Consider the following 21,812-nt stretch of genomic DNA (forward strand, 5'->3'; position numbering starts at 1 on the left):
GCCGCCTTTCTCGGTGCTTTTTTCGCCACTTTTATTCTCCTTTTAGCGGGGCTGGATGCGGTAACCGCCTTTGTTTAGACCAACCCTTTAATGAAAAATTACATAACGCCGTCTTGGCTGTCAAACAGTCCGTCTCCCGCCTCGCGGGTGTATAATGTGCTTTATGAAGAACATAAAACTTGGCTACGATTTCCGAGATTCACAACTTCTTGAAGCCGCTTTCACTCACCGCTCATACAGAAACGAAAAAGGCGGCAATGTTGACAACCAGCGGCTTGAATTTCTTGGCGATTCCGTTGTCGGGTGTGTTGCCGCCGAAGATTTATGGAAGATCTTTCCCGAAGCGGACGAGGGTGAACTCTCGGTCAAGAGAAGCAGCATTGTGAGCGGTGAAAACCTTGCGGGCTACGCGAGAGCTCTGGGTTTGGGCGAATGCATGCTGTTGGGCAAAGGAGAGGAAAAGAGCGGAAGGGAAAGGGAGTCAAACCTTGCTGATGTGTTTGAAGCGGTTGTAGGCGCCATTTTTCTTGACGGCGGTTACGAAACGGCGCGCAAGTTTGTATCCGATTTAATTCTGAGCAACAGAGAGAAATGGAGCCTTGTTACCGATTACAAATCCGAACTGCAAAAGGCGTTTCACAAACGCAACGGTTCTCTTCCCGTCTATGAAACCGAGGAAGCCGGGTCCGCGTATGAAAAGTATTTTTTCAGCGCCGTGGGAGACGGCTCGGATATTTTCGGCAGAGGGCAGGGCAGAAGCAAAAAAGAGGCGGAACAGCGTGCGGCGAAAGAGGCGCTTGAGTCGCTCTAATTCAGATATCGCTCACTCTCAAAACCACGGCGGGTGTTTTTGTTATGCGTTTTTCAATTCCCGCTACTGCGGCGCGCATATTTTTCCCGGTTGTCCGCCGCGTCATTATCACAACGGGCACTTTCTTTGCCGAACCGCCCGGTTTTTGAATTACAGACTGTATGCTGATGCCCGATTTTCCGAGCGCGGCGGAGATTTTTCCGAGCACTCCGGGCTCGTCTTTGGCTTGAAATTTCGCATAAAACCTGCTTTTTACGCTTTGCGGCGGCGCGAGACGGCGCGCTCTGTTTTGTGAGAAACTTTCCGCCACCGGCGCACTTCCGCCGCCGCGCGCTATTCTGACAACGTCGCTCACAACCGCGCTCGCAGTCGGCATCATTCCCGCGCCCATTCCGTAAAACATCGCCGGGCCAACATGGTCTCCCTCCACGCGTACGGCGTTGAAAGCTCCGTTGACCGAGGCGAGTTGCGTGTCATTGCCCACAAGCGCGGGATACACTCCGGCCTCTATCGCGCCGCCTGAGATTTTTGCGGTCGCAAGCGGCTTGATTTTGTATCCGAACTCCCGCGCGTAAGAGATGTCCGCCGAGTCTATGCCCGCTATTCCCTCAACCATGATGTCTTTCAGTTTGAAAAGGTTTCCCCACGCGAGCGCAATAAGTATCAGCAGTTTGTGAGCCGAATCCGTGCCGTTAACATCAAAAGACGGGTCGGCTTCCGCGTATCCCTCGCGTTGCGCGTCCGCGAGCGCCTGTTTGAATGTTTGCCCTCCGGCGGACATTTTGTGCAGTATGTAGTTTGAAGTTCCGTTCATGATGCCGTGAATGGAAACTATTTTGTTCGCGCAAAATCCTTCACGAAGGCCCTGAATAAGAGGAATTCCTCCACCGACGCTGGCTTCAAACCCGACCTCCACCCCTTTTTTTGCGGCGGCGGAAAAAATCTCTTTTCCTTTGAGCGCGAGCAACGCCTTATTCGCCGTAACAAGATTTTTGCCGTTTTTAATCGCCGCAAGCGCGAACTTGCGCGCGACTGTTGTGCCTCCGACAAGCTCAATAACAGTGTTAATTTCCGGGTCGTTAATCAGTTCATAAGCGTCTTTGGTGAAAAGAGTTTTAGGGATTTTGACCGGTCTTTTTCTGTTCGGCTCGATGTCCGCAATGCTTTTAATAATAAGTTCAACGCCGGTTTTTTGCTTGATTGTTTTACGGCTGCTCCGAACAACTTCATAAACCCCGCACCCGACCGTGCCCGCGCCTATGAGTCCGATATTCACCTTTTTTTTCGAACTGTTTAACATTTTTGAAGTGTAAATTATAATCTATAGCTGTCGGATGTATAAAAAAACTTTTTATCTCATTGTGTCTGCCGTTGGCGGTCGCCGGATGTTTTGGTGGAGTCGGCTCGGCGGGTTCGGGAATCGCGACTGTCAGACCTGTTAGGGACAGCGTGAACAATTTTGGATTTAAGGGAAACGCATGAGCCGTCTTTTTCACTGTTTGCCGGATATGTTGCCCGATTTTAAATTGACCGCGCGGTGTTGGCTTTTTCTTCAACGGCGGTTTGATTTAGCATAGTTTCAATGGTTAAATTGCCCCCATGTTTTCTCTGCAACGCTTCTCTTTACTGTTTCTATTTTTTTTCTTGCATTTTCAGTTGTGTTCGCGAGCCGGGCGCAAGAGGTTTCGTCTTTTGACGGTGGCAAGTTTGACGGTTTCTACGGTGGAATTGACTCGGCTTTTGTTTCAAACAAGGCGGAAGGAATGCTTGGGCCCCTTACGGCTACCGTTCCGGTTCCCTCGCCGGCTCCTCCGGGAACAACAGTAGATGTTTCTCAGGGTCCTTTTCCCTTTGGCGGCACTGACAACCTTGCGGGAGGTTCTCTTTTCGCGGGCTATGGAATAACTTTGAACAGAGTTTTCGCCGCACTTGAATTCAGTGGGAGTTACGGAAGTTACGACGACACAAAAGCGTTCAACAGCCCGAATTTCACTTCCGACATAGACATCACTCAGGGGTTTTTCGGCATAACGACCCGCGTGGGATTTCTGCTCAAAGAGAACACTATGGTCTATTCAAATATCGGTTGGGGAAGAAGCTGGGTTGAAGCCACGGGCACTGTGAAAACCATTTCTCTCCCGCCTAACCCGTCTGTTCCGGATGAAATTGCCATCGCAGTTCTCGACCGGCCCGTTCATACCGATGTAACTTTTGACGGGATTTCATTCGGAGCGGGTTTTGAATACGCGCTCGGGGAAATTATAGGGGTGGAAGGAATACGCGCGCGTCTGAGTTACACGAGGATTGAGCAGGGCAAAGAAACATTTACTTATGAAGCAACCGGGCTTTCTTCGGAACAGATAACGGCTGAATTTCGAGGGTCACCTTTTCCCATTACCATTCAGGACGAACAGATACCCGCGCAGGCGGACGCTTCGGCAAATGTGTTCTCCTTCGGTCTTTTATACAGTCTTTAATTTCAGGCAGGTAATTTACCGCTTTGTATTTTTCAAAAAGAACACTGTTTCTCGCGGCGGTTTTCATTCTCACGGCGTTTGCCGCCGTTCCTCCTGTTTTTGCGGTTCCGCATGATTTCGCGCTCGCGAATCCATACGGAAAAAATGTTGATGTCAGCAAATATCTTGTGAGCGAAAAACTTGACGGGGTTCGCGCCTATTGGGACGGAAAGCGGCTGATTTCCAGAGGCGGGAATGTGTTTGCGGCTCCGTTCTGGTTCACGCAAGGATTTCCATCCGAGCCGATGGACGGGGAATTGTGGGGCGGCAGGAACAGTTTTGAGAAAACCTCTTCAATTGTTATGCGCGACAAGCCGCATCCGCGTTGGAAAAAAATCAAATACATGGTTTTTGACCTTCCGGCGCATAAGGGCGAGTTCAGAAAACGCGACAAAGCCCTGAAAAAACTTGTTCGCAGCGCGGACTCTCCGTATCTGGAAAAAGTGCGCCAGTTCAATGTCCGGGACAAACGGGAGTTGCGCAGAAAACTGAAAGAGATAACGAAAAACGGCGGGGAAGGGCTGATACTGCGCAGAAAAGATTCTCCACACAGAAGCGGCAGAAGCGATGATTTGCTGAAATTCAAACTGTTCTACGATGCCGAAGCGGTTGTTATCGCTCACAATCCCGGGCGGGGCAGGTTTAAGGGAATGCTCGGAAGCGTAACGGTGAAAACACCCGAAGGCGTTACTTTCAAAATCGGCACGGGATTTTCCAATAAGGAACGTGTAAATCCGCCTCCAATCGGCAGCACAATTACCTACAAATACACTGGATTTACAAAGAACGGAATACCGAAGTTTGCTTCATTCCAGCGTGTTAGAGAAGAGAAATAGATTTTTTCTATTTTCCCAGAATACTCACAACGCAGGTAATTCCGTCCATTGCCGGTTGGGCGCCGCCCATTGTTTCAATGAGTCCGATTTTGGCGTCTTTGACCTGCCGTTTACCCACTTCACCTCTGAGCTGGCGGACAATTTCCGCGGTCTGAAGCAGTCCGGTCGCTCCAACGGGGTGACCTCTTGAAAGAAGACCGCCGCCGGGGTTGATGGCAACCTTGTCGCCTCCGACCCATGTGCTTTTTTCGTCAATCAGCCGCGCGCCTTCGCCTTCTTTGCAGAAGCCGAGAGCTTCGGCAACCATCATTTCAGCAATTGAAAACGCATCGTGAATTTCGCACACGTCAATGTCTTCGGGACCAATTCCCGCCTGCTCGTAAGCCATTTTCGCGCTTCTTGAAACATTCTCCGAAGGAGCGCAGGTAAGTCCCGTGGGGCTTGAGTATTTGCCCGACTGTGAAATGCAGCCGAGAACCTTAACAGGTGTTTTCTTCGCGAGTTTTTTCACCTGGTCCTCGCTCACAAGCACCGCCGCCGCCGCCGCGTCTCCAACGGGGCAACACTGGTTGCGCGTAAGGGGGTCGGCAATCATCGGGGCGTCCAGAACGCTTTCAACGGTTTCAGGTTTTCTGAACTGAGCGTCCGGGTTCATTGCCGCGTGATGTCTGCTTTTTACGACCACTTCGGCGAGTTGCTCTTTTGTAACGCCGTATTCGTGCATATATCTGCTCGCGCGCATTGCGTAAAGCGCGGGCATTCCCATTCCCATGGCAACTTCAATGTCGTCTTCTTCAAGCGGCAGAGGTCCGCCCGAAAGAACCTTGCTTAAGTTTTCAACGCCGAGAGCGAGAGAAATTTCCGCCTGTCCGTAGGCAATGGTTCTCCATGCTTCCCAGAATGAGAGCGTTCCGCTTCCGCACGCGCCTTCAACATTTATGGTTGGTTGTCCGACAAGTCCGATTTCTTTCATCGTTCTTTGCCCAACTCCCATGCCCTGATAGACGTGGCCGCAGAAAACTATTTCAATTGAGCGCGGATGTATTTCGGCGTCTTGAATCGCCGCCCATGCTGCTTCGCGCCCCAGAATGTGCGCGGCTTTATCCGGAAACCTTCCACAGGGGGTGTTGCCCACTCCTATGACATAAACATTTCTTAAAGACATAACGAACTCCTTTTTGCTGTCGGATTTGTCGACTTCAACAGCGTATTTAATATAAGGAAAGCTCTGTGGGGTGTCAATTCTTGACAACACCACCGCTTGCCAATAATATGCTTTGAAAATCGGTTGTCTTTTGGACTTCCGGGTGAGAAATTTCCAATAGGGGGGAAATAAATATGGCCAGCAAACTAATACTGGACGATGTTCCCGAGGCAAGCTCGGTGAAACCTATGGACGCTTTTGACGCTATGGGCACGCGGCGTTCCATAAGATGGTATGAGCCCGATGAGCCTGTTGAGAGATGGAAGATACAGGCTATGCTTGAAGCCGCGAGGGTTGCTCCTTCGGCGGGTAACTTCAACGGACAGCGAGCAATTGTTGTTTACAGAGATGAAGATCCTGAGATTTGGGAATTCATTTCAGACTGGAGTCAGATAACGACCCAGATGGCTCCTGTTCTTGTCTTCTGGTGCTATGACCTTGCGAACTACGATGTTCAGGGTCAGGCAATCCATGACCTTCTGAGAACCGGTGCTCTGGACAAGGCGCACGGATGGGAATACGACAGGGTTTCCGGTCTTTTCCCGCTTCCGGCTTTGCTTCCCGATGCCGTTCTTCACCGCCTTGCGGCGATTGACCTCGGAAACGCGATTCAGAACGCTATGATAGCGGCAACCTCTCTCGGTCTCGGCACATGCCTCAACGGGGCAAGCGGCGGAGCGAGAAGAAACACCAAAGAGAAATTCAACCTGCCTGACACTTACGTGTTCAGTTGGCTGATGACGGTCGGCGTTCCGGCTGAAAGCATGGACGGCGGCGGAACGCGTTCGCGTCCTCCGTTTGAGAACATGTTTTTTGAGAAGAAAGTTGGCAACGGTTTCAAAAGAGACCCCAAAGCCGTGAAACTGCTTGAAGAACTCAAACTTCTGCAAGCGCCGGGACCTCTTCCCGGACGTCTTGAGGAAATCAACCGCCTTACCAAACGTTTCGGACTTGGAGACGAGTCCCTTACGGACTGGAAATTTGAGGACTCCACAATGGACGACCCCAAAACGGCGATTGACAAACGTTTGGAGCCGCTCAGCGCCGAAGAGGTGCAAGCGTCCGCGCCGGACGATGTCAACGTTGACTTTGAGTTGAAACCCACGGTCAAAAGAGAGGTGCTTGACAAGTACCGCGAGGAGAAAGGCATCGGCGCCGCCGACTGACTTTTTCTTTAACAACAAAGTTTATGGAGGAATAAACAATGGCTGAAGTAACACTTAACATTCCTGACCCTATCTACAAAACTATTGAGAAAAGGGCGAAGGACACAAACAATCCTAACGGTCCGCAGGGCGTGATTATTGCCAATCTCGCTTTGATTTTCGGCGCCGCTCAGTACACACCTGAGAAGTGGCTGAAAAACCAGACCAGCAAAGACGACATGTCTCAGCCCTGGTAACGGATTGGGACTGAAAAGCGTGCGGGCCGGTTCCGTGCGTTTAGTCACAAAACTTAAAAAGAGGGAAGTTTTTGCTTCCCTCTTTTTTTTGCCCTTTGGTGTTTTTGTGACTAACCTTAACTCCGGTTATGGAACTAAACAGAGATTTTATCAGCAAAGGGTTTGAGCGACGCTCTCATATCATAACTCAGGATGAGATAGCAAAATATGCGGCTGTTATTGGCGGCGCGGGAAATACCGCCTACGCTAGCGGCGTTGCTCCGCCTTCTTTTCCGGTTATTTACGAACTTCCGTTTCTTGAAACAATCTGGAGTGATCCCGAACTGAACGGCGGCAAAGAGCAAGCGAAAAAGAATGTGCTGATGCTTGTTCACGGCGACCAGAAAATGACGTTTGTTAAACCGCTTATGGCGGGAATGGAAGTTGCGTTTTCCGCCGAAGTTTCGGACATTCAGGACAAGGGGTCGGGCGAGGTTCTCGCTCTCCGCACACAGAGCATGGTGGACGGCGAAATTGTCTGCGAATCAAACTGGGGGCTTTTTGTGCGCGGAATTGGGAGCGGTAAAAAACCTGAGAGAAGCGCTAAAAAACCGTCCGCGCCGAAACCGGCGGGTTCAGCCGCTCCGCAAACCGTTTTTACAAGCGGGATTGATGTTCCGGCGGACATAACCCCGCGCTATGCGGACGCTTCAAATGACCACAACCCGATTCACCTGAACGAAGATGTCGCGAAAGAGGCGGGGCTCAAAGGCGTTGTCGTCCACGGACTTTGCACAATGTCTATGGCGATGCAGAAAATCATAGACGGATACCTCGGCGGCGCGCCCGAAAACTTAAAAAGTTTAGCCGTGCGTTTTTCCGCTCCCGTTTACCCGGGCGACACGCTCAATCTTGAATGTTTTGAAGCCGGACAGAACGCGATAAAGTTTGAAGCTTCAGTTGGCGGAATGAAGGTAATCAAAGGCGGCTTTGCCGAGATTATGTGATACAAATTTTTTAAGAGAGTTACTGTATGGAGAAAATCTTATCATTTGTTCAACGACTAAAATCAGAGAAGAGGGTATTTCTGATTGTAGTTTTTTTGTTAATTCTTGGTGTCATACTGGCATATAGCGATTTTTTTACAAGAGATTTGAATAAAAATGAATTGAGATTAATTAATGGAAGGGGATCTTGTTTTCAACTCCTTCAAGAGGGGGAATACACTATTCATAATGGAAACAAAAATCTAACGTTAAAAGAACTTACAATAAGTATTGAAGATAAATCTTCTGGTAAAGTAGCCTATTATAAGGTTGCTACTGATATCAATCCTTTGTCTTCAGAAAAGATTTCGTTTGCAGCAGTTTGTCCTAGTTCGGGAGACCATTCTTGGTATATTCAAAGTGCCAGAGGTTATTAGTAAATTTACTTATTTCTGTACTTTTCTATACCACCGCTCCTTTATAATTCTCAATATACATTTCCGCTTTTTTGCGGATTTCCCTGACTCTTTCGGAACGCAAGTCCCGTCTGTTTTCAGCATCCTTCCACAATCTTTTTTCATAAGGCGTTTCCGCCGTAATCTGCGGAACGGCGCACGGTTTTCCGTTTTTATCCACGTGGACGAAAGACAAAAATGCCGTGCAGGTGTGGTTACTCATCCCCGTTCGCGGGTTTTCGGAACTGATTTTTACCGCCGTTTCAAGCGAAGTTTTTCCCGTATGCGTAATTCCGGCTTTGAGTGTTATGTATTCGCCCTGCCGTATTGGCGAGAAAAAGAAAAGGTTGTCCAGCGAGCCGGTTACGAGTGTTCCCTTCGCGTGCCTCATTCCTATAAGAGCCGAGGTTTCATCGGTGTATTTCAGTAGTTTTCCGGCTGACATCAGATTGGCAAAAAATATGTCTTCGGGCATCACGGCGCGAGAGGTTTCAAGCGTAACGCGTGTAACTTCGGTTTCATCGGCAACATTGGAAAGGTTCTGCTTTCTCACCTTCAATTCTCCGAGCCGCGTATCTTTGCGCGCGGCGGCTTTTTCAAAAACCGTTTTTTCACTCAAATCCGCCGGAACAACCTCATTGCCAACCGCTCTGGGATTTCCTTCCTTGTCAATTGCCACAAAAGCAAGCCGTGACAGAGTTATGAATTTTTTCTCGCCCGCTTCGGGATCTTCCGAATAAACCCGCACAGCCACCTCAAGTGATGACTTGCCCACAAACTCAATCCAGCTGTCCAGAACAACAATGTGCCCGACCTTGACGGGATTCATAAAATCTATGTTGTCCGCCGCGCCGAGAACCGTCAGCCCTTTGGCAAACCGCGCCGAAGTTATATTTGCAACGGACATAATCCAGTCCATCAGCCGTCCTCCGTGAAGGGTTTTCTGCGAGTTCGCGTGCTCCTGCGAAACGTAGTATATGACGGTGTTCAGAGTGTCTTTTATGGCAGGCATGGGTTTTCCCTTTGTCTTTTCAGCAATGTATCATAACTTGTGCTTCCGCGTTCCGGCGGAGGAGGAATTCAATGAGCGCCGCCTTTGTTGCCGTTTCAGCCATATCGCTTTTTCTTCTCGGATACCGTTTTTACTCGCGATTTCTTGCGCGGAGAGTCTTTGCCATTTCGGACTCCGAACTCACGCCTGCGCATGAACTCAATGATGGCGTTGACTATGTGCCCGCGCCCAAAGTGGTGCTTTTCGGGCATCATTTTGCCTCAATCGCCGGCGCGGCTCCGATTATCGGTCCGGCAATCGCGGTGTTCTGGGGTTGGGTTCCTGCGGTTCTGTGGGTGGTTTTCGGAACGGTTTTTATGGGCGCCGTTCATGATTTCAGCGCCCTTGTGATTTCAGCGAGAAACAGGGGTAGAACCGTGGGTGACATAGCCGGAGATTTGGTTACGCCGCGTGTGCGGACACTTTTTCTTGTTATCGTCTATTTCCTGATTTTCTTCGTTATGGCGGTTTTCGCCTATGCAATAGCGGTTCTGTTTGTGGGGTTTCCGTCAAGTGTTCTGCCCGTGAATTTCCAAATTCTGGTTGCGCTTGCGCTCGGTTTTCTTTTTTACCGCAGAAAAGCAAACATCACGGTTCCCACAATTGTTGCTCTGTTTCTTCTCGCGGGCGCAATATGGGCGGGAATGAACTACAACATCACAGTGCCGCCGCTTCTGGGTTCGGAGGTTGCGACATGGGTTGTAATTCTTCTTGTATATTCGTTTGTCGCTTCGGTTCTGCCCGTTTGGACTTTGCTTCAGCCCAGAGACTACATCAACAGTTATATGCTTATTTTCGGGCTCGGATTGATGATTATCGGACTTTTTGTCTCCAATCCCGAAATTTCCGCGCCCGCTTTCAATTTGAAGTCCGCCACGGACGGCGTGCCGCTGATTCCGTTTCTTTTTGTAACAATTGCCTGTGGCGCGATAAGTGGTTTTCACGGACTTGTCTCAAGCGGGACAACCTCAAAACAGATTGATAAAATGACCCATTGCCGCCCGATTGGCTACGGTTGTATGCTTGGCGAGGGAACGCTTGCCATCATCGCGGTTCTCGCCGTAACCGCGGGAATAGGGCAGACCGAATGGTTTGAAAAATACGCGACCTGGGGCGGCGCAAAAAGCGGAGGGATTTCAAACTTTGTTCTCGGCGCGTCCGCTTTTCTCGGCGGAATACGCATGCCGCATGAACTCGCGGCAACAATCGTCAGCGTTATGGTCATCAGTTTCGCTTCCACTTCTCTTGACACAAGCACGCGAATTCAGCGCCTCATAATCGGCGAACTTGCCACGGAATACAAAGTTAGTTTTCTCAAAAACAGGTATGTCGCCACCGTTTTCGCCGTTGTTCCCGCGCTTATGCTGGCTTTACTTGCGCAAGCGCCGGGCAAGGGACCGGGTTCGGGCGGCTTTATTCTGTGGCCCCTTTTCGGAGCGACAAACCAGTTGATTGCGGGCTTCACGCTTCTTGTTGCGACAATCTACCTCTGGAAAACAAAAAGACCTTTTATTTACACGCTTGTTCCGATGGCACTTGTCATCATCACTTCAATCGCGTCCGTCATTCTCAACATCTTCAACCTCAGCGGCAATTTTCTGTTGCAGTTTCTTTCCTTCTGCATACTGGCACTTGCCGTGTGGCTGATTTTTGAAGCGGTGGCGTATTTGAGGGCGATGCGAAAAACTTGAGGCCGCGTTCAAATCTCTTTTCTGTCCGCAATCGCGTTGCGCAGGGTGGTCTGGTCAAGATGCTCAATGTCGCTTCCCGCCGGAATGCCCTGAGAGATACGGTAGATTTTTATCCCGAACTTGTCCGCACGTTTTTTCAGAATTTCCGCTATGAAGTTGCTCGTTGCCACGCTTTCAATACGTGAACTTGTTGCCAGAATTACCTCTTTTATTCTGCTGTCGCTCTGCAACCGTTTTATGAATTCGCGCAGTTTCAGGTCTTCGGGACCTATGCCGTCAATCGGCGATATAAACCCGTGCAAAACATGGTAAACGCCCTTGTAGCCGCCGCTTTGTTCTATGGCAATGAGGTCAAGCGGTTGCTCAATTACGCACACGGTTGAAAAATCCCTTCCCGCGGAGTCGCAGATTGAGCATTTTCCGCCCGATGAAAAATGAAAACAGGTTTCGCAAACGCAAATTTCATCGCGCGCGAGCCGGACGGCTTGCGAAAGCCGCAACGCTTTGTCTTTTGATGTTTTGAAAATGATATGAAAAGCGAGCCGGATGGCGTTTTTTTCGCCTATTCCCGGCAGGGAGGCGAGTTCGCTCACAAGCCGCCTCATTGCGGCGGGCAGTCCGGAGCCATCCATTTTTACAAAAGTCCGGGCGGCAGTCCCAGTCCGCTGGTAACTTCGGAAATTTTTTCCTTCATCATTTTTTTGCCCCGCAAAAGAGCTTCATTCACCGCCGCGCCGAGCAAATCCTCAAGCATCTCCGTGTCTTTATCCCCTGCGATTTCGGGGTCTATCCGTATTGACATTATCTCCCCTTTGGCTTTTGCCGTTACGGTTACCATTCCGCCGCCCGAAGACGCTTCCACAATCTCTTCGCCGGCCTCATTTTGAACCTTTTCCATGTCCTCTTTCAGTTTTTCAGCCTGTTTCATCAGGTCTTTCAATCCGCCGCCCAGTTTCATTTTGCTCTCCTTTCGTCAAGATTTTTTATTTTTCCGTCAAACATATCAAGCGCCTGTTTCACAAGCGGTTGTTCTTGGATTTTCTCAATGCCGTTTGTTTTTTGCGCCGGAGCGGGCTGAACAAACGCGATTTTAGATTCACGTTTGAAAAAATCGCGCGCGGCTTGCAAAAGGTTTTCGCGTTCGCTGTTTTCACCCGTGAGTTTTTGCTCCAGAATACTATGCTTTGGAACGTTGATTATCGCGAGGGAATTTTCAACCTTGATTTCACAGCCGGAAACCAGATTTGCCATAAACCCTGTGTTGTCGCCGGTTTTCAGAAACTTCGCGAAGGTTTTGGCGCTTTTCTTTTCTTCGTCAAACGCGTCCGTGTCCGCGCTTCCATTTATCCGCACCTGCGGTTCCGCCTCCGGTTGTTCTTCCCTTGCCTCAACCTTTTTAGCCTCCGATTCGCGGTGCTGGTTGTAAGAGGCGCGGGGTTTCGCTTCGCTTGTTTGTCCGCTCGGGGGTTTGCCGTCCGTGAGTTTCTCAAGCCGCCGCATAATGTCGTCAAGCGGAACGGCTTTTTCCACCGAGCACAGTTTCATAGCCATCGCTTCAACCGCGAGCTCAGGATAGAAAGACCGGCTTACCCGGTCGCACTCATCAAGCGCGATGTCAAAAAGTGTTTCAAGGTCTTGCACGGAACGGTCTTGCGCTGAGGAGATAAGCATCTGCGCTCTTTGCTCCTCCATCTCCGGAACTGATTTGGCTCCGCTCACTTTAAGCACAACGGCGGCTCTGAGCAGCGAGGCGAGTTCCTGCGCGAATTTTGCGGGACCGATGCCTTTGTCAAGAGCGTTTCCAAGCGTTTCAAACCCCTTGGCGGGGTCGCGCTTCATTATCGCGCCAAACATTTCATTCATCAGACTCGTGTCCACAAAACCCAGCAGGGCAAGTGCTTCGGCGTGGTCTATGTCTGTTCCGAAAGTTGCTATTATGCGGTCAAGAAGGCTCAAGCCGTCTCTCAAGCTTCCGTCCGCTTCAAGGGCGATTGACGACACCGTTTCGGACGCGATGTTGATGTTTTCGCTCCGCGCCGCGGATTCAAGCGTAGACGCTATTTCTGAGACCGCCACTTTTTTGAAATCGTAACGTTGGCAACGTGAAAGGATTGTCGCCGGTATTTTGTGCGGTTCGGTTGTGGCGAGAATAAAAAGCACATGCGCGGGCGGCTCTTCAAGCGTTTTTAGCAACGCGTTGAATGCGGCTTGCGAAAGCATGTGTGTTTCGTCAATTATATATATGCGCGTTTTGCCCGAAGCGGGAACATAGCGCGACTGTTCAATAATTTCCCGCACATCGTTCACGCTTGTGTGGGATGCGGCATCCATTTCCTGAACTTCCACCGCACGCCCCTCGGAGATAAGCGAGCATGATTCGCAAGGATCTTGAGAGCAGGGGCGTTCTTCAGTTGAGGGTTTGTCGCAATTGACCGCTTTTGCCACGATTCTTGCAGTAGAGGTTTTCCCCACCCCACGGGGTCCCGTGAACAGCAGGGCATGAGCGAGTTTGCCTGATCTGGCGGCGTTGCAAAGCGCTTTGACTATGTAGTTCTGTCCCACAATCTCATCAAAGTTTCGGGGTCTCAGTTTTCTTGCAAGAACTACGTATGACGACATTTTCTGAATCTGTAAACCCGGCTCGCCGGATATCCGCAACGCCTGAGGATTTCCGCTGCCGTTGCTTCCTTCCGGACCTGGCGGAGTTCACGGATTCCACACCGCACGGACCGGCTCACCGGGGTTTTATTCTCCGAAAGTGATTGTATCGGTTAGGGGAAAAGTGGGCAAGGGCGGAGCACTTGCGCCCGGGAGTGTTTGCGTGGAAACAGTTCCGGTTTTTTCGTTTTTTTTGGCGGAGAGGAAGGGATTCGAACCCTTGAAGGAGCGTAAACCCCTTACACGCTTTCCAGGCGTGCACCTTCGGCCGCTCGGTCACCTCTCCATTTTTTCACTAATCTTATTCGGCATGTACGCATTTGCATATTTCTTTTCTTATGTAGGCGATAACGTTCCACGCGCCGTCTTCTCCGAGCACTCCGCCCCATGCGGGCATTGTCGGTGCTTTACCGACCACGGTGCCGCCTTCGGTAATCACTTTGAACAGGTATTCATCGGTCAGCGTTGAAAGATATTTCGCATCGCTCAAATCCCTCGGCTTGGGCTCCAGCGCGGCGGCGGCAACTCCGTCTCCTTTGCCCGTGGGACCATGGCACGATGCGCAGATTGTCGCAAAAGACTCTCCGCCCGCCGTGCTGTCGCCTTTTTGAGCATGAGCGTCCGCCACGCACAGAAAGGCGAAAACGGTTACGGCAAGCAAGATATGGGTTTTTCGTTTCATTGATAAAATTCCTTATAACAGGATAATTAACGCTCCTACGGGGCGGGTGGCGAAATGGCAGACGCGGCGGCCTCAAAAGCCGTTGGGCTAACACCCGTGAGGGTTCAAATCCCTCCCCGCCCATTCTCAATATCTGGGAATTGAGGGGTCAAATTTTTCCGCCCATTCGTCTATTCCGCCTTTGAGGCTTTTCACTCTTGAAAACCCGTTTTGAAGCAGAATGTCGGTGGCTTTGAGACTTCTTCCACCGTGATGACAGTGAATAACTATCTCGCTTTCCGTGTTCAACTCGCCCAGTCTTTTCTCTATCTCGCCCAGCGGAATGAGGGACGACCCTTCTATCCGGCAAATTTCATATTCGTGAGGCTCTCTCACGTCCACAAGCGTGGGGCTGTTTTCGCTGTTCCATACCTTTCTGAAATCTTCGGCGCTTATTTCATTCTCGCCCACGGAGTTTTGCCCGAGCGATTCGTTGCCGACCGGAATTCCGCAAAACTGTTCGTAATCAATCAACTCCGTGATGGTCGGCGAGTCACCGCAAATGGGGCATGACTTGTCTTTACGCAGTTTTAATTCCTTGGGTTGCATTTCAAGAACGTCAATAAAAAGTAGCCGTCCAACAAGCGCGTCACCCGCGCCGAGAATGAGTTTGACGGTTTCAGCGGCCTGTATCGTGCCGACAATTCCGGGCAGAATTCCAAGAACTCCCCCCTCCGCGCAACTGGGAACAAGCCCCGGCGGCGGCGGTTCTGGATACAGACACCTGTAGCAAGGTCCGCGCTTGGAGTCAAAAACGCTCACCTGACCCTCAAAACGGAAAATACTCCCGTAAACATTGGGTTTGCCGAGCAGAACACAAGTGTCGTTCACAAGGTAGCGGGTTGGGAAATTATCCGTTCCGTCCACCACAATGTCGTAGTTTTTGACAATTTCCATCGCGTTTTCAGATGAAAAACGCTCGTTATGGATTGTAACTTTCACATCTGAATTCAAATCGGCGATTCTTTTTTTCGCGCTTTCAGCTTTGAGGTCTCCGAGCGTGCTTTCGCCGTGAATTATCTGTCGTTGCAGATTGCTGAAATCAACTACATCAAAGTCAACAATGCCTATGTTGCCGACTCCGGCGGCTGCGAGATACAGGGCGAGCGGCGAGCCGAGCCCTCCCGCGCCGATGCACAAAACCTTTGCGTCAAGCAGTTTTTGCTGACCCTCAACGCCCACTTCGGGCAGTATAAGATGCCGGCTGTAACGGCTTGCCTGTTCCTTTGTAAGACCCATTTTCAACCTCTTTTGAGCCCTTCAATATCTCACGGAGCGCGGATTTTGTCAACGCTAGTGCGGGTTTGCAAGCACGCGCGATAACGGGAACTCTATCGGTGTTTTATGGCTTCCCGTCTTTACATAGTCGCCACTCCGGTCGGAAATCTTGAAGACACCACTCTCAGGGCTCTGCGGATTCTGAAAGAGGCGGCCGCGGTCGCGTGCGAGGACACGAGAGTAACCCGCAAACTGTTTTCCCGTTACGAAATTAAAAACCGTCTTATATCGTGCCATGAGCATAATGAGGAGAAGCAAACCGAAACCATCATTGGTATTCTCAAAGACGGCGGCGATGTTGCACTTGTTACGGACGCGGGAACGCCTTTGGTTTCAGACCCCGGGTACAGGGTTGCGGCGCGGGTTGCCGAAGAGGGTTTTGATGTTGTGCCGATTCCGGGCGCGTCCGCTCTGCTTTGCGCTCTCTGCGCGTCCGCGATTCCGTTTTCCGGTTTTGTGTTTCTGGGTTTTTTTCCCCGGCAGAAGGGGAAGGCGGCGAAGGTTTTGTCGGAATTTGTTTTGTCTCCGCATCCGGTTGTGATTTACGAATCGCCGAAAAGGACCGCAAAAACCCTCGCTTTGCTCCGCGAGACGCTTGGAGACCGCGCCGCCGCTGTCTGCCGCGAAATGACAAAACTTCACGAAGAGGTTTCGCGTGCTTCGCTTTCGTCTCTCGCGGAAGATTTTAAAAAGAGAGAAAATGTGAAAGGCGAAATTGTCATTGTTGTCGCGGGAGCGGAGGAGGGCGCGTCCGATGAACCTGATGAAAAAGAGTTGGAAAAACGCCTGCTTGAATTGAAAAAACAGGGCGCGACTTTCACTGATGCGCTTAAAACCATGTCGTCAGAATCCGGAATGGGAAAAAACGCACTTTACGATTTCGCGCTTAAAGTTTGGGGCAACTAACCGGAAGGACACCGCGCTTCAAACCGTCCAAGCGATTCAAGCGCGCGCGCCGCTCTCAGAACTTTCGCTTCCTCAAAATGTTTGCCGATAATCTGCGCCCCGATGGGCAGTCCTGATTTTGTGAGTCCGCACGGAACGGAAATTGCCGGAACGCCCGCTATGTTTGCTGGTATGGTCAGCGCGTCCGACAGATACATTCTTATCGGGTCGTCTGTTTTTTCGCCGATTTTGAAAGCCGCTTCAGGCGCGGTGGGCGTCATAATTACATCGGCTTTTTCAAACGCGGAGTTAAACTCCTTGGTTATAAGGGTGCGAACTTTCTGCGCTTTCAAATAGTAGGCGTCGTAATAGCCGGATGAAAGCGCGTGCGCGCCAAGCATTATGCGCCGTTTTACTTCCTCTCCGAACCCCTCACTGCGGCTTTTCACTATCATCTCTCCGAGCGTTTTGGCATTTTCAGCGCGCCGCCCGTAACGCACGCCATCATATCGTGCGAGGTTTGAACTGGCTTCACACGGGGCGATTATGTAGTAAACCGAAACGGCGTATTCGGTGTTGGGCATGGAGATTTCCACTGTTTCCGCTCCGAGAGATTCCATCTCTTTTATTGTCGCGCGGACGCTTTGCTCAACCTCGCCGTCCATTCCTCCGACGTTAAAGTATTCAGCCGGAATGCCTATTTTCATTCCCTTTACGCCGCTTTCAATGTCCGTGCCGCATTCCGCCGCCGGGGCGTCAATTGAAGTGGAGTCTTTCTCATCAAAGCCCGCTATCGCGCCCAGCAAAATCGCGGCATCTTCAACTGACCGCGCCAAAGGTCCCGCCTGATCAAGCGAAGACGCGAACGCGACCATTCCAAACCTGCTGACCCTGCCGTAAGTCGGTTTCATTCCGACCACTCCGCAAAAAGCCGCCGGCTGCCGGATTGAGCCGCCAGTGTCGGTTCCCACCGCTCCGCTACACAGCCCCGCCGCGACCGCCGCAGCGCATCCACCGCTTGAGCCGCCCGGAACCCTGCTTGTGTCCCACGGGTTTTTCACAACTCCGAAATGCGAAGTTTCATTTGACGACCCCATCGCGAACTCGTCCATGTTGTTCTTGCCGATAATCACCGCGCCCGCTTCAATCAGTTTTCGCGCCACGCCGGAATCGTAGGAGGGAGAGAAGTTTTCAAGGATTTTTGAGCCGCAAGTAACGCCCATTCCCGCGACCGCAAAAAGGTCTTTCAGCGCGACTGGAACTCCGTGAAGCGGGCTTTTCGCGCCGCCGGAGTTTATCTCTTTTTCCGCTTTCTCCGCGCGGGCGAGAGCGGACTCTGAGTCAAATTTAATGAATGAATTTATGTCGCCGTCAAGACGCGAAATTCTGTCAATCGCCTTCTGAGTAAGCTCAACCGGTGAGGTTTCGCCGGATTTTATAAGCCGCGCCGCGTCCGCTATGCCCGGTAGTCCGCTGTTTTCTTCCGCGCTCATTTCAGTCCTCTATCACCTTTGGAACGGAGAAAAATCCGTCTGCCGCTTCGGGCGCGCCTTCAAGCGCTTTTTTGCCCGAATCTCCCGTGTTCGCGATGTCTTCTCTCATTCGGGCTTTTATATCAAGCGCGTGAGATGTCGGCGGGACGTTTGCGGTGTCAAGTTCATTCAGGTTTTCCATATAAACCAGAATCTTCGCGAGGTATGAGCCGAACTGCTCAATCTCCTTTTCATCAAACTCCAGACCCGCGAGTTTAGCCGCGTTTTCCACCTGTTTTTTTGAGATTTTCTCCGTCATTTTCCGTTCCCCGCGAGAGCTTCGGCAAAATCAACTATTTCGCGCTCCAGTTTGACTCCTTCAAAACGGTTGATTTCGCGAACGCATGTCGGGCTTGTGCAGTTTATTTCGGTCAGCATTCCGCCCACGATGTCTATTCCCGCGAAATAGATGCCCGTTTCGGTCAGATGGTCTTTCAGCGCGCCGCAGATTTCACGGTCTTTGTCGTTCAGTTCGGTTTTTTCAGGGCTTCCGCCGGAATGAAAATTGCATATAAACCCGTCTTTGGGCGGCATTCTCAGAACCGCACCAACGGGCTCGCCGCCGAGCATAATAATTCTTTTGTCTCCGCTCACAACATCGCTTATGAACTCCTGCGCCATAACAAAAACCCGCCCGCCCGAAGTCAGGCGGTCAATCTCACACGCCGCGTTTTTGCTTCCCTTTTCCAGCATAGCAATTCCCTCTCCGCCGAACCCGTCAAGCGGTTTGACCACAATCTTTGTTTTCTCCGAAAGAAAACCGGTGATTTCCTCCGTGTTTTTTGACACAAGCGTGTCAGCCATAAACTTTGAAAATCCGAGCGCGCTCAATTTTTCATTCGATTTTCTTATCCCTTCGGGGCGGTTTATTACAGTCGCGCCCGCGCTTTCGGCGAGGCTCAAAATATGGGTCAAATATATGTAGTCCATATTGAACGGCGGGTCTTTGCGCATCCACACAACGTCCATGCCGGAGAGCGAGGTGGGTTTTGTTTCGCCGGTTTCATAAAAACCCTCCATGTCCCGCGCGTTTTCATCGGGTTCGGTGAGTTGTATTTCAGTCGCTTTGCACATTGCTTTGCCGCCGCTTGCGGAAAGAGTTTCGGGCGCCACATAAAAAACCTTGTGCCCTCGCGACTGGGCTTCAAGCATCAGCACAAGCGTTGTGTCTCGAGCGGGATTTAATGACTCAACCGGATCCATTATGAAAGCCATTCGCATGGTCATTATTTTTTGCCGGATTTCATTACGGAGATGAATTTTTCAAACAGGTAGGACGAGTCGTGCGGACCCGGTGAGGATTCGGGGTGATACTGGACGGCGAAGACCGATTTTTCGCGGTTTTCCAGTCCCTCAACCGTGCCGTCATTCAGATTGACGTGAGTTATTTCCGTTCCGTTGCCGAGTGAGTCGGGGTCAACGGCGAAGCCGTGATTTTGCGAAGTGATTTCCACTTTGCCGCTGCTGAGTTCTTTTACGGGCTGGTTTCCGCCACGGTGTCCGAACTTCATTTTGAAGGTTTTTCCGCCCAGCGCGAGGCTGATAATTTGGTGTCCGAGGCAGATCCCAAAAACCGGAATTTTTCCGAGCAACCCGTTTATGTTTTTCGCCGCGTATTCAACCGCTTCGGGGTCGCCGGGACCGTTTGAGAGAAAAACCCCGTCCGGCTCAAAAGTCATAACCTCTGCGGGCGATGTTTGCGCCGGAACAACCGTTACCCGGCATCCCATATCGGTGAGGTTGCGCAAAATCGCGCTTTTTATTCCGAAATCATAAGCCACAACCGCGGGCTTCCAGTCCGCCACCGGAGCTTTTCCTGCGGCGGAAATTCTCCATCCGCCGTTTCCCCCGGTCCATTCATACGGCTTTTCGCAACTAACTTCGGTTACAAGGTCGCGTCCGACAATTCCGGGCGATTTTTTAACTTTTTCAACCAGAGTTTCAGGGTCGCCGCCGTTGCTTGAAATCACGCATTTCTGCGCGCCGCCCGTTCTGATTTTTCTCGTTATCTCTCTCGTGTCCACGCCGTGTATGCCGACTATGCCGTGTTTTTCCATATATTCGCCAAGCGGCATTACCGAACGCCAGTTGCTAGGGGTTTCCCAGTATTCCCTCACAACAAGCCCTTTGGCGAACGGTTTTTCCGACTCGCTGTCTTCGGTGTTCACGCCGTAGTTGCCGATTTCGGGGTAGGTCATTGTGATTATCTGCCCGTTGTATGATGGGTCTGTCAGGATTTCCTGATAGCCTGTCATTGAGGTGTTGAAAACCGCCTCGCCGAAACTCTCGCCGCTCGCGCCGAAATGCCCGCCTTCAAAAATGGTTCCGTCTTCAAACACAAGGAAACATTTTCCGCTCATTGCGAACTGCCTTCGGAAAGGATTTTTTTCAGAATTTCATTCACCATTTGAGGGTTTGCTTTTCCTTTTGTAATTTTCATCACTCCGCCCACGAAAAATCCCGTCAGTTTTTCGTCTCCTTCGCGCAGTCGCCTGGTTTCGGACGGGTGCGCTTCCACAAATTCACGCACAATTTTTTCTATCTCCCCGCTGTCGGACAACTGAGAAACTCCCGCCGCCTCAACAACTTCCGGTGCGGTTTTTCCGGTTTCCACCATTTGAGGAAAAACGGTTTCCTTCGCGATTTTGCCGTTGATTTTACCGTTTTTTATCATTTCTATCATCTCGCCGAGGTTTTCCGCGCTCACCGCGAAATCACTTTCTTCGCCTCCTTCGCCGCGCCCGACAACATTGGTGAGAATCCAGTTTGCCGTTTCTTTTGCCGCGCCGCTGTGCTTTGCCGCGCTCTCAAAATAGTCCGCGAGGGCGCGTTCGGATGTAAGCCGCCGTGCGTCATCGGTTTTTATTCCGTAATCATTTTCAAATCTGCGCGTTTTTTCAACGTGCAGTTCGGGGATGGATTTTTTCAAATCGTCCGCCCATTTTTTCTCAACAACAAGCGGGGGCAGGTCGGGGTCGGGGAAATAGCGGTAGTCCTCCGCTTCCTCTTTTGAGCGCATCGGAAAGGTTTTTCCGCTCGCATCGTCAAACAGGCGCGTCTCCTGAATGAGTTCTTCGCCGTTTTGCAAGGCCGCGATTTGCCTTTTTATTTCATATTCAAGCGCTTTTTTGATGAATTTGAACGAGTTGAGATTTTTAATCTCCACTTTTGTGCCGAGTTTTCCGCATCCGGCGGGGCGCACGGAAACATTGGCGTCGCACCGTAAATTTCCCTTTTCCATATTGCCGTCGCACGCGCCGATGTAGCGCAGGATTTGCCTCAGCGTCCGCACGTATTCCGCCGCTTCTTCCGGTTCGCGCATATCCGGCTCGCTTACAATCTCAATCAGCGCGACCCCGGCGCGGTTCAAATCCACCAGACTCACGGATTCGGAATGCACAAGTTTTCCGGCGTCTTCTTCCATGTGTATGCGGGTTATGCGGATTTTTTTCGCCTCTCCGCCTGATTCAATTTCAATCCATCCGCCCGTGGCGAGCGGCTCTTCATACTGTGAGATTTGATACCCTTTCGGCAAATCGGGGTAGAAGTAGTTTTTGCGCTCAAAGCGCGAAACGCGGGCGATTTCGCAGTTTGTTGCCGCCGCCGCTTTTACGGCGAGTTCAACGGCTTTTTTGTTCAAAACCGGCAGAACGCCCGGCATTCCAAGGCACACGGGAGAAACATTGGTGTTCGGCTCCGCGTCCGAACCAACGGGAGCGTCTGAAAAGATTTTTGATTTCGTAAGAAGTTGAGCGTGAACTTCAAGTCCGATTACGGTTTCGTAATCAGCCATAGTGCGTTTTCTCC

The 21,812-nt window shown here is 51.0% G+C and carries 22 protein-coding genes, 2 tRNA genes and 1 other RNA gene; 10 read left to right on the plus strand and 15 right to left on the minus strand.

Features of this window, described 5'->3' with window-relative positions; genetic code table 11:
* The first annotated feature begins 154 nt into the window (after nucleotides 1–154).
* Complete coding sequence (gene rnc / locus GKS04_03140; GenBank protein ID QMU56164.1) at nucleotides 155–811, plus strand: ribonuclease III; 657 nt, start codon at nucleotides 155–157, stop codon at nucleotides 809–811.
* 1 nt (nucleotide 812) lies between these two features.
* Here rnc and GKS04_03145 read toward each other — a convergent pair whose 3' ends face one another.
* Nucleotides 813–2,111 (minus strand): homoserine dehydrogenase, encoded by a 1,299-nt coding sequence (locus tag GKS04_03145; protein QMU56165.1) that lies wholly within the window; start codon nucleotides 2,109–2,111, stop codon nucleotides 813–815.
* 358 nt (nucleotides 2,112–2,469) lie between these two features.
* Between GKS04_03145 and GKS04_03150 the strand changes: the two genes are divergently transcribed.
* Both GKS04_03150 and GKS04_03155 read left to right on the plus strand, forming a co-directional pair.
* Nucleotides 2,470–3,288, plus strand: coding sequence for a hypothetical protein (locus GKS04_03150; protein QMU56166.1), 819 nt, complete (start codon nucleotides 2,470–2,472; stop codon nucleotides 3,286–3,288).
* 23 nt (nucleotides 3,289–3,311) lie between these two features.
* A complete protein-coding gene (locus tag GKS04_03155; protein ID QMU56167.1) occupies nucleotides 3,312–4,163 on the plus strand; it encodes a DNA ligase in 852 nt (283 codons plus the stop codon).
* 7 nt (nucleotides 4,164–4,170) lie between these two features.
* Here GKS04_03155 and GKS04_03160 read toward each other — a convergent pair whose 3' ends face one another.
* Nucleotides 4,171–5,328, minus strand: a complete 1,158-nt coding sequence (locus GKS04_03160; GenBank protein ID QMU56168.1) for a thiolase family protein — start codon at nucleotides 5,326–5,328, stop codon at nucleotides 4,171–4,173.
* A 173-nt stretch (nucleotides 5,329–5,501) separates the two neighbouring features.
* On the opposite strand from GKS04_03160, the gene GKS04_03165 reads away from it, so the two are divergent.
* The 4 genes from GKS04_03165 (at nucleotide 5,502) to GKS04_03180 (ending at nucleotide 8,171) form a co-directional block, all read left to right on the plus strand.
* Entirely contained in the window at nucleotides 5,502–6,533 is a 1,032-nt protein-coding gene (locus GKS04_03165; GenBank protein ID QMU56169.1) for a hypothetical protein, read from the plus strand.
* A 38-nt stretch (nucleotides 6,534–6,571) separates the two neighbouring features.
* On the plus strand, nucleotides 6,572–6,769 hold the full coding sequence (locus tag GKS04_03170) for a hypothetical protein (protein QMU56170.1): 198 nt from the start codon (nucleotides 6,572–6,574) through the stop codon (nucleotides 6,767–6,769).
* Between the two features lie 128 nt (nucleotides 6,770–6,897).
* The gene (locus GKS04_03175) at nucleotides 6,898–7,755 is read left to right on the plus strand and encodes a hypothetical protein (GenBank protein ID QMU56171.1); all 858 of its coding nucleotides are present in this window, start codon (nucleotides 6,898–6,900) and stop codon (nucleotides 7,753–7,755) included.
* A gap of 26 nt (nucleotides 7,756–7,781) precedes the next feature.
* Entirely contained in the window at nucleotides 7,782–8,171 is a 390-nt protein-coding gene (locus tag GKS04_03180) for a hypothetical protein (GenBank protein QMU56172.1), read from the plus strand.
* A 25-nt stretch (nucleotides 8,172–8,196) separates the two neighbouring features.
* Here GKS04_03180 and GKS04_03185 read toward each other — a convergent pair whose 3' ends face one another.
* Nucleotides 8,197–9,201 carry an acyl-CoA thioesterase gene (locus GKS04_03185; GenBank protein ID QMU56173.1) on the minus strand — a complete coding sequence of 335 codons (1,005 nt, stop codon included), beginning with the start codon at nucleotides 9,199–9,201 and terminating at the stop codon, nucleotides 8,197–8,199.
* A gap of 71 nt (nucleotides 9,202–9,272) precedes the next feature.
* Here GKS04_03185 and GKS04_03190 point away from each other — a divergent pair, with 71 nt between their 5' ends.
* Complete coding sequence (locus tag GKS04_03190; protein ID QMU56174.1) at nucleotides 9,273–10,931, plus strand: carbon starvation protein A; 1,659 nt, start codon at nucleotides 9,273–9,275, stop codon at nucleotides 10,929–10,931.
* A gap of 8 nt (nucleotides 10,932–10,939) precedes the next feature.
* Here the strand turns inward: GKS04_03190 and recR are convergent, their stop codons facing one another.
* The 6 genes from recR to GKS04_03220 all read right to left on the minus strand — a co-directional run bounded on the left by recR (nucleotide 10,940) and on the right by GKS04_03220 (nucleotide 14,271).
* Nucleotides 10,940–11,563, minus strand: coding sequence for a recombination protein RecR (recR, locus tag GKS04_03195; protein ID QMU56175.1), 624 nt, complete (start codon nucleotides 11,561–11,563; stop codon nucleotides 10,940–10,942).
* Between the two features lie 2 nt (nucleotides 11,564–11,565).
* The gene (locus tag GKS04_03200) at nucleotides 11,566–11,889 is read right to left on the minus strand and encodes a YbaB/EbfC family nucleoid-associated protein (protein QMU56176.1); all 324 of its coding nucleotides are present in this window, start codon (nucleotides 11,887–11,889) and stop codon (nucleotides 11,566–11,568) included.
* Nucleotides 11,886–13,550, minus strand: coding sequence for a DNA polymerase III subunit gamma/tau (dnaX, locus tag GKS04_03205; GenBank protein ID QMU56177.1), 1,665 nt, complete (start codon nucleotides 13,548–13,550; stop codon nucleotides 11,886–11,888). The genes GKS04_03200 and dnaX overlap by 4 nt, the downstream gene beginning before the upstream one ends.
* A 19-nt stretch (nucleotides 13,551–13,569) precedes the next feature.
* An RNA gene (gene ffs, locus GKS04_03210) (signal recognition particle sRNA small type) lies at nucleotides 13,570–13,668 on the minus strand.
* A gap of 115 nt (nucleotides 13,669–13,783) precedes the next feature.
* Nucleotides 13,784–13,875, minus strand: a tRNA-Ser gene (locus tag GKS04_03215).
* 15 nt (nucleotides 13,876–13,890) lie between these two features.
* Complete coding sequence (locus GKS04_03220; GenBank protein QMU56178.1) at nucleotides 13,891–14,271, minus strand: c-type cytochrome; 381 nt, start codon at nucleotides 14,269–14,271, stop codon at nucleotides 13,891–13,893.
* Nucleotides 14,272–14,311: 40 nt separating this feature from the next.
* Between GKS04_03220 and GKS04_03225 the strand changes: the two genes are divergently transcribed.
* A tRNA-Leu gene (locus GKS04_03225) sits at nucleotides 14,312–14,394 on the plus strand.
* A 3-nt stretch (nucleotides 14,395–14,397) separates the two neighbouring features.
* On the opposite strand, the gene moeB is transcribed toward GKS04_03225, so the two are convergent.
* The gene (gene moeB, locus GKS04_03230) at nucleotides 14,398–15,549 is read right to left on the minus strand and encodes a molybdopterin-synthase adenylyltransferase MoeB (protein QMU56179.1); all 1,152 of its coding nucleotides are present in this window, start codon (nucleotides 15,547–15,549) and stop codon (nucleotides 14,398–14,400) included.
* 105 nt (nucleotides 15,550–15,654) lie between these two features.
* Between moeB and rsmI the strand changes: the two genes are divergently transcribed.
* Nucleotides 15,655–16,494 carry a 16S rRNA (cytidine(1402)-2'-O)-methyltransferase gene (rsmI, locus tag GKS04_03235; GenBank protein ID QMU56180.1) on the plus strand — a complete coding sequence of 280 codons (840 nt, stop codon included), beginning with the start codon at nucleotides 15,655–15,657 and terminating at the stop codon, nucleotides 16,492–16,494.
* On the opposite strand, the gene gatA is transcribed toward rsmI, so the two are convergent.
* The 5 genes from gatA to gatB are packed head-to-tail and all read right to left on the minus strand — an operon-like array spanning nucleotide 16,491 to nucleotide 21,798.
* Nucleotides 16,491–17,966 carry an Asp-tRNA(Asn)/Glu-tRNA(Gln) amidotransferase subunit GatA gene (gene gatA, locus GKS04_03240; protein ID QMU56181.1) on the minus strand — a complete coding sequence of 492 codons (1,476 nt, stop codon included), beginning with the start codon at nucleotides 17,964–17,966 and terminating at the stop codon, nucleotides 16,491–16,493. The two genes, rsmI and gatA, sit on opposite strands and share 4 nt — an antisense overlap.
* Nucleotide 17,967: 1 nt before the next feature.
* Nucleotides 17,968–18,264: an Asp-tRNA(Asn)/Glu-tRNA(Gln) amidotransferase subunit GatC gene (gene gatC, locus GKS04_03245; protein ID QMU56182.1), complete on the minus strand. Its 297-nt coding sequence runs from the start codon at nucleotides 18,262–18,264 to the stop codon at nucleotides 17,968–17,970.
* Nucleotides 18,261–19,232 carry a glutathione synthase gene (gene gshB, locus GKS04_03250; GenBank protein ID QMU56183.1) on the minus strand — a complete coding sequence of 324 codons (972 nt, stop codon included), beginning with the start codon at nucleotides 19,230–19,232 and terminating at the stop codon, nucleotides 18,261–18,263. The genes gatC and gshB overlap by 4 nt, the downstream gene beginning before the upstream one ends.
* Nucleotides 19,232–20,365 carry a glutamine-hydrolyzing carbamoyl-phosphate synthase small subunit gene (gene carA, locus GKS04_03255; GenBank protein QMU56184.1) on the minus strand — a complete coding sequence of 378 codons (1,134 nt, stop codon included), beginning with the start codon at nucleotides 20,363–20,365 and terminating at the stop codon, nucleotides 19,232–19,234. The genes gshB and carA overlap by 1 nt, the downstream gene beginning before the upstream one ends.
* A complete protein-coding gene (gene gatB / locus GKS04_03260; protein QMU56185.1) occupies nucleotides 20,362–21,798 on the minus strand; it encodes an Asp-tRNA(Asn)/Glu-tRNA(Gln) amidotransferase subunit GatB in 1,437 nt (478 codons plus the stop codon). Before gatB ends, carA begins: the two co-directional genes overlap by 4 nt.
* Nucleotides 21,799–21,812 lie beyond the last annotated feature (14 nt).

Source organism: Candidatus Mycalebacterium zealandia, assembly GCA_014075295.1.
Classification (GTDB): domain Bacteria; phylum Desulfobacterota_D; class UBA1144; order Nemesobacterales; family Mycalebacteriaceae; genus Mycalebacterium; species Mycalebacterium zealandia.

Coding starts and splice junctions, on each gene's coding strand:
- gshB (QMU56183.1), bottom strand. CDS start 19,232: ATGACCATGCGAATGGCTTTCATAATGGATCCGGTTGAGTCATTAAAT.
- GKS04_03190 (QMU56174.1), top strand. CDS start 9,273: ATGAGCGCCGCCTTTGTTGCCGTTTCAGCCATATCGCTTTTTCTTCTC.
- GKS04_03170 (QMU56170.1), top strand. CDS start 6,572: ATGGCTGAAGTAACACTTAACATTCCTGACCCTATCTACAAAACTATT.
- carA (QMU56184.1), bottom strand. CDS start 20,365: ATGAGCGGAAAATGTTTCCTTGTGTTTGAAGACGGAACCATTTTTGAA.
- GKS04_03145 (QMU56165.1), bottom strand. CDS start 2,111: ATGTTAAACAGTTCGAAAAAAAAGGTGAATATCGGACTCATAGGCGCG.
- GKS04_03200 (QMU56176.1), bottom strand. CDS start 11,889: ATGAAACTGGGCGGCGGATTGAAAGACCTGATGAAACAGGCTGAAAAA.
- GKS04_03165 (QMU56169.1), top strand. CDS start 5,502: ATGGCCAGCAAACTAATACTGGACGATGTTCCCGAGGCAAGCTCGGTG.
- moeB (QMU56179.1), bottom strand. CDS start 15,549: ATGGGTCTTACAAAGGAACAGGCAAGCCGTTACAGCCGGCATCTTATA.
- gatC (QMU56182.1), bottom strand. CDS start 18,264: ATGACGGAGAAAATCTCAAAAAAACAGGTGGAAAACGCGGCTAAACTC.
- GKS04_03160 (QMU56168.1), bottom strand. CDS start 5,328: ATGTCTTTAAGAAATGTTTATGTCATAGGAGTGGGCAACACCCCCTGT.
- recR (QMU56175.1), bottom strand. CDS start 11,563: ATGGATGGCTCCGGACTGCCCGCCGCAATGAGGCGGCTTGTGAGCGAA.
- GKS04_03220 (QMU56178.1), bottom strand. CDS start 14,271: ATGAAACGAAAAACCCATATCTTGCTTGCCGTAACCGTTTTCGCCTTT.
- dnaX (QMU56177.1), bottom strand. CDS start 13,550: ATGTCGTCATACGTAGTTCTTGCAAGAAAACTGAGACCCCGAAACTTT.
- gatB (QMU56185.1), bottom strand. CDS start 21,798: ATGGCTGATTACGAAACCGTAATCGGACTTGAAGTTCACGCTCAACTT.
- GKS04_03185 (QMU56173.1), bottom strand. CDS start 9,201: ATGCCTGCCATAAAAGACACTCTGAACACCGTCATATACTACGTTTCG.
- GKS04_03180 (QMU56172.1), top strand. CDS start 7,782: ATGGAGAAAATCTTATCATTTGTTCAACGACTAAAATCAGAGAAGAGG.
- rnc (QMU56164.1), top strand. CDS start 155: ATGTGCTTTATGAAGAACATAAAACTTGGCTACGATTTCCGAGATTCA.
- rsmI (QMU56180.1), top strand. CDS start 15,655: ATGGCTTCCCGTCTTTACATAGTCGCCACTCCGGTCGGAAATCTTGAA.
- GKS04_03175 (QMU56171.1), top strand. CDS start 6,898: ATGGAACTAAACAGAGATTTTATCAGCAAAGGGTTTGAGCGACGCTCT.
- gatA (QMU56181.1), bottom strand. CDS start 17,966: ATGAGCGCGGAAGAAAACAGCGGACTACCGGGCATAGCGGACGCGGCG.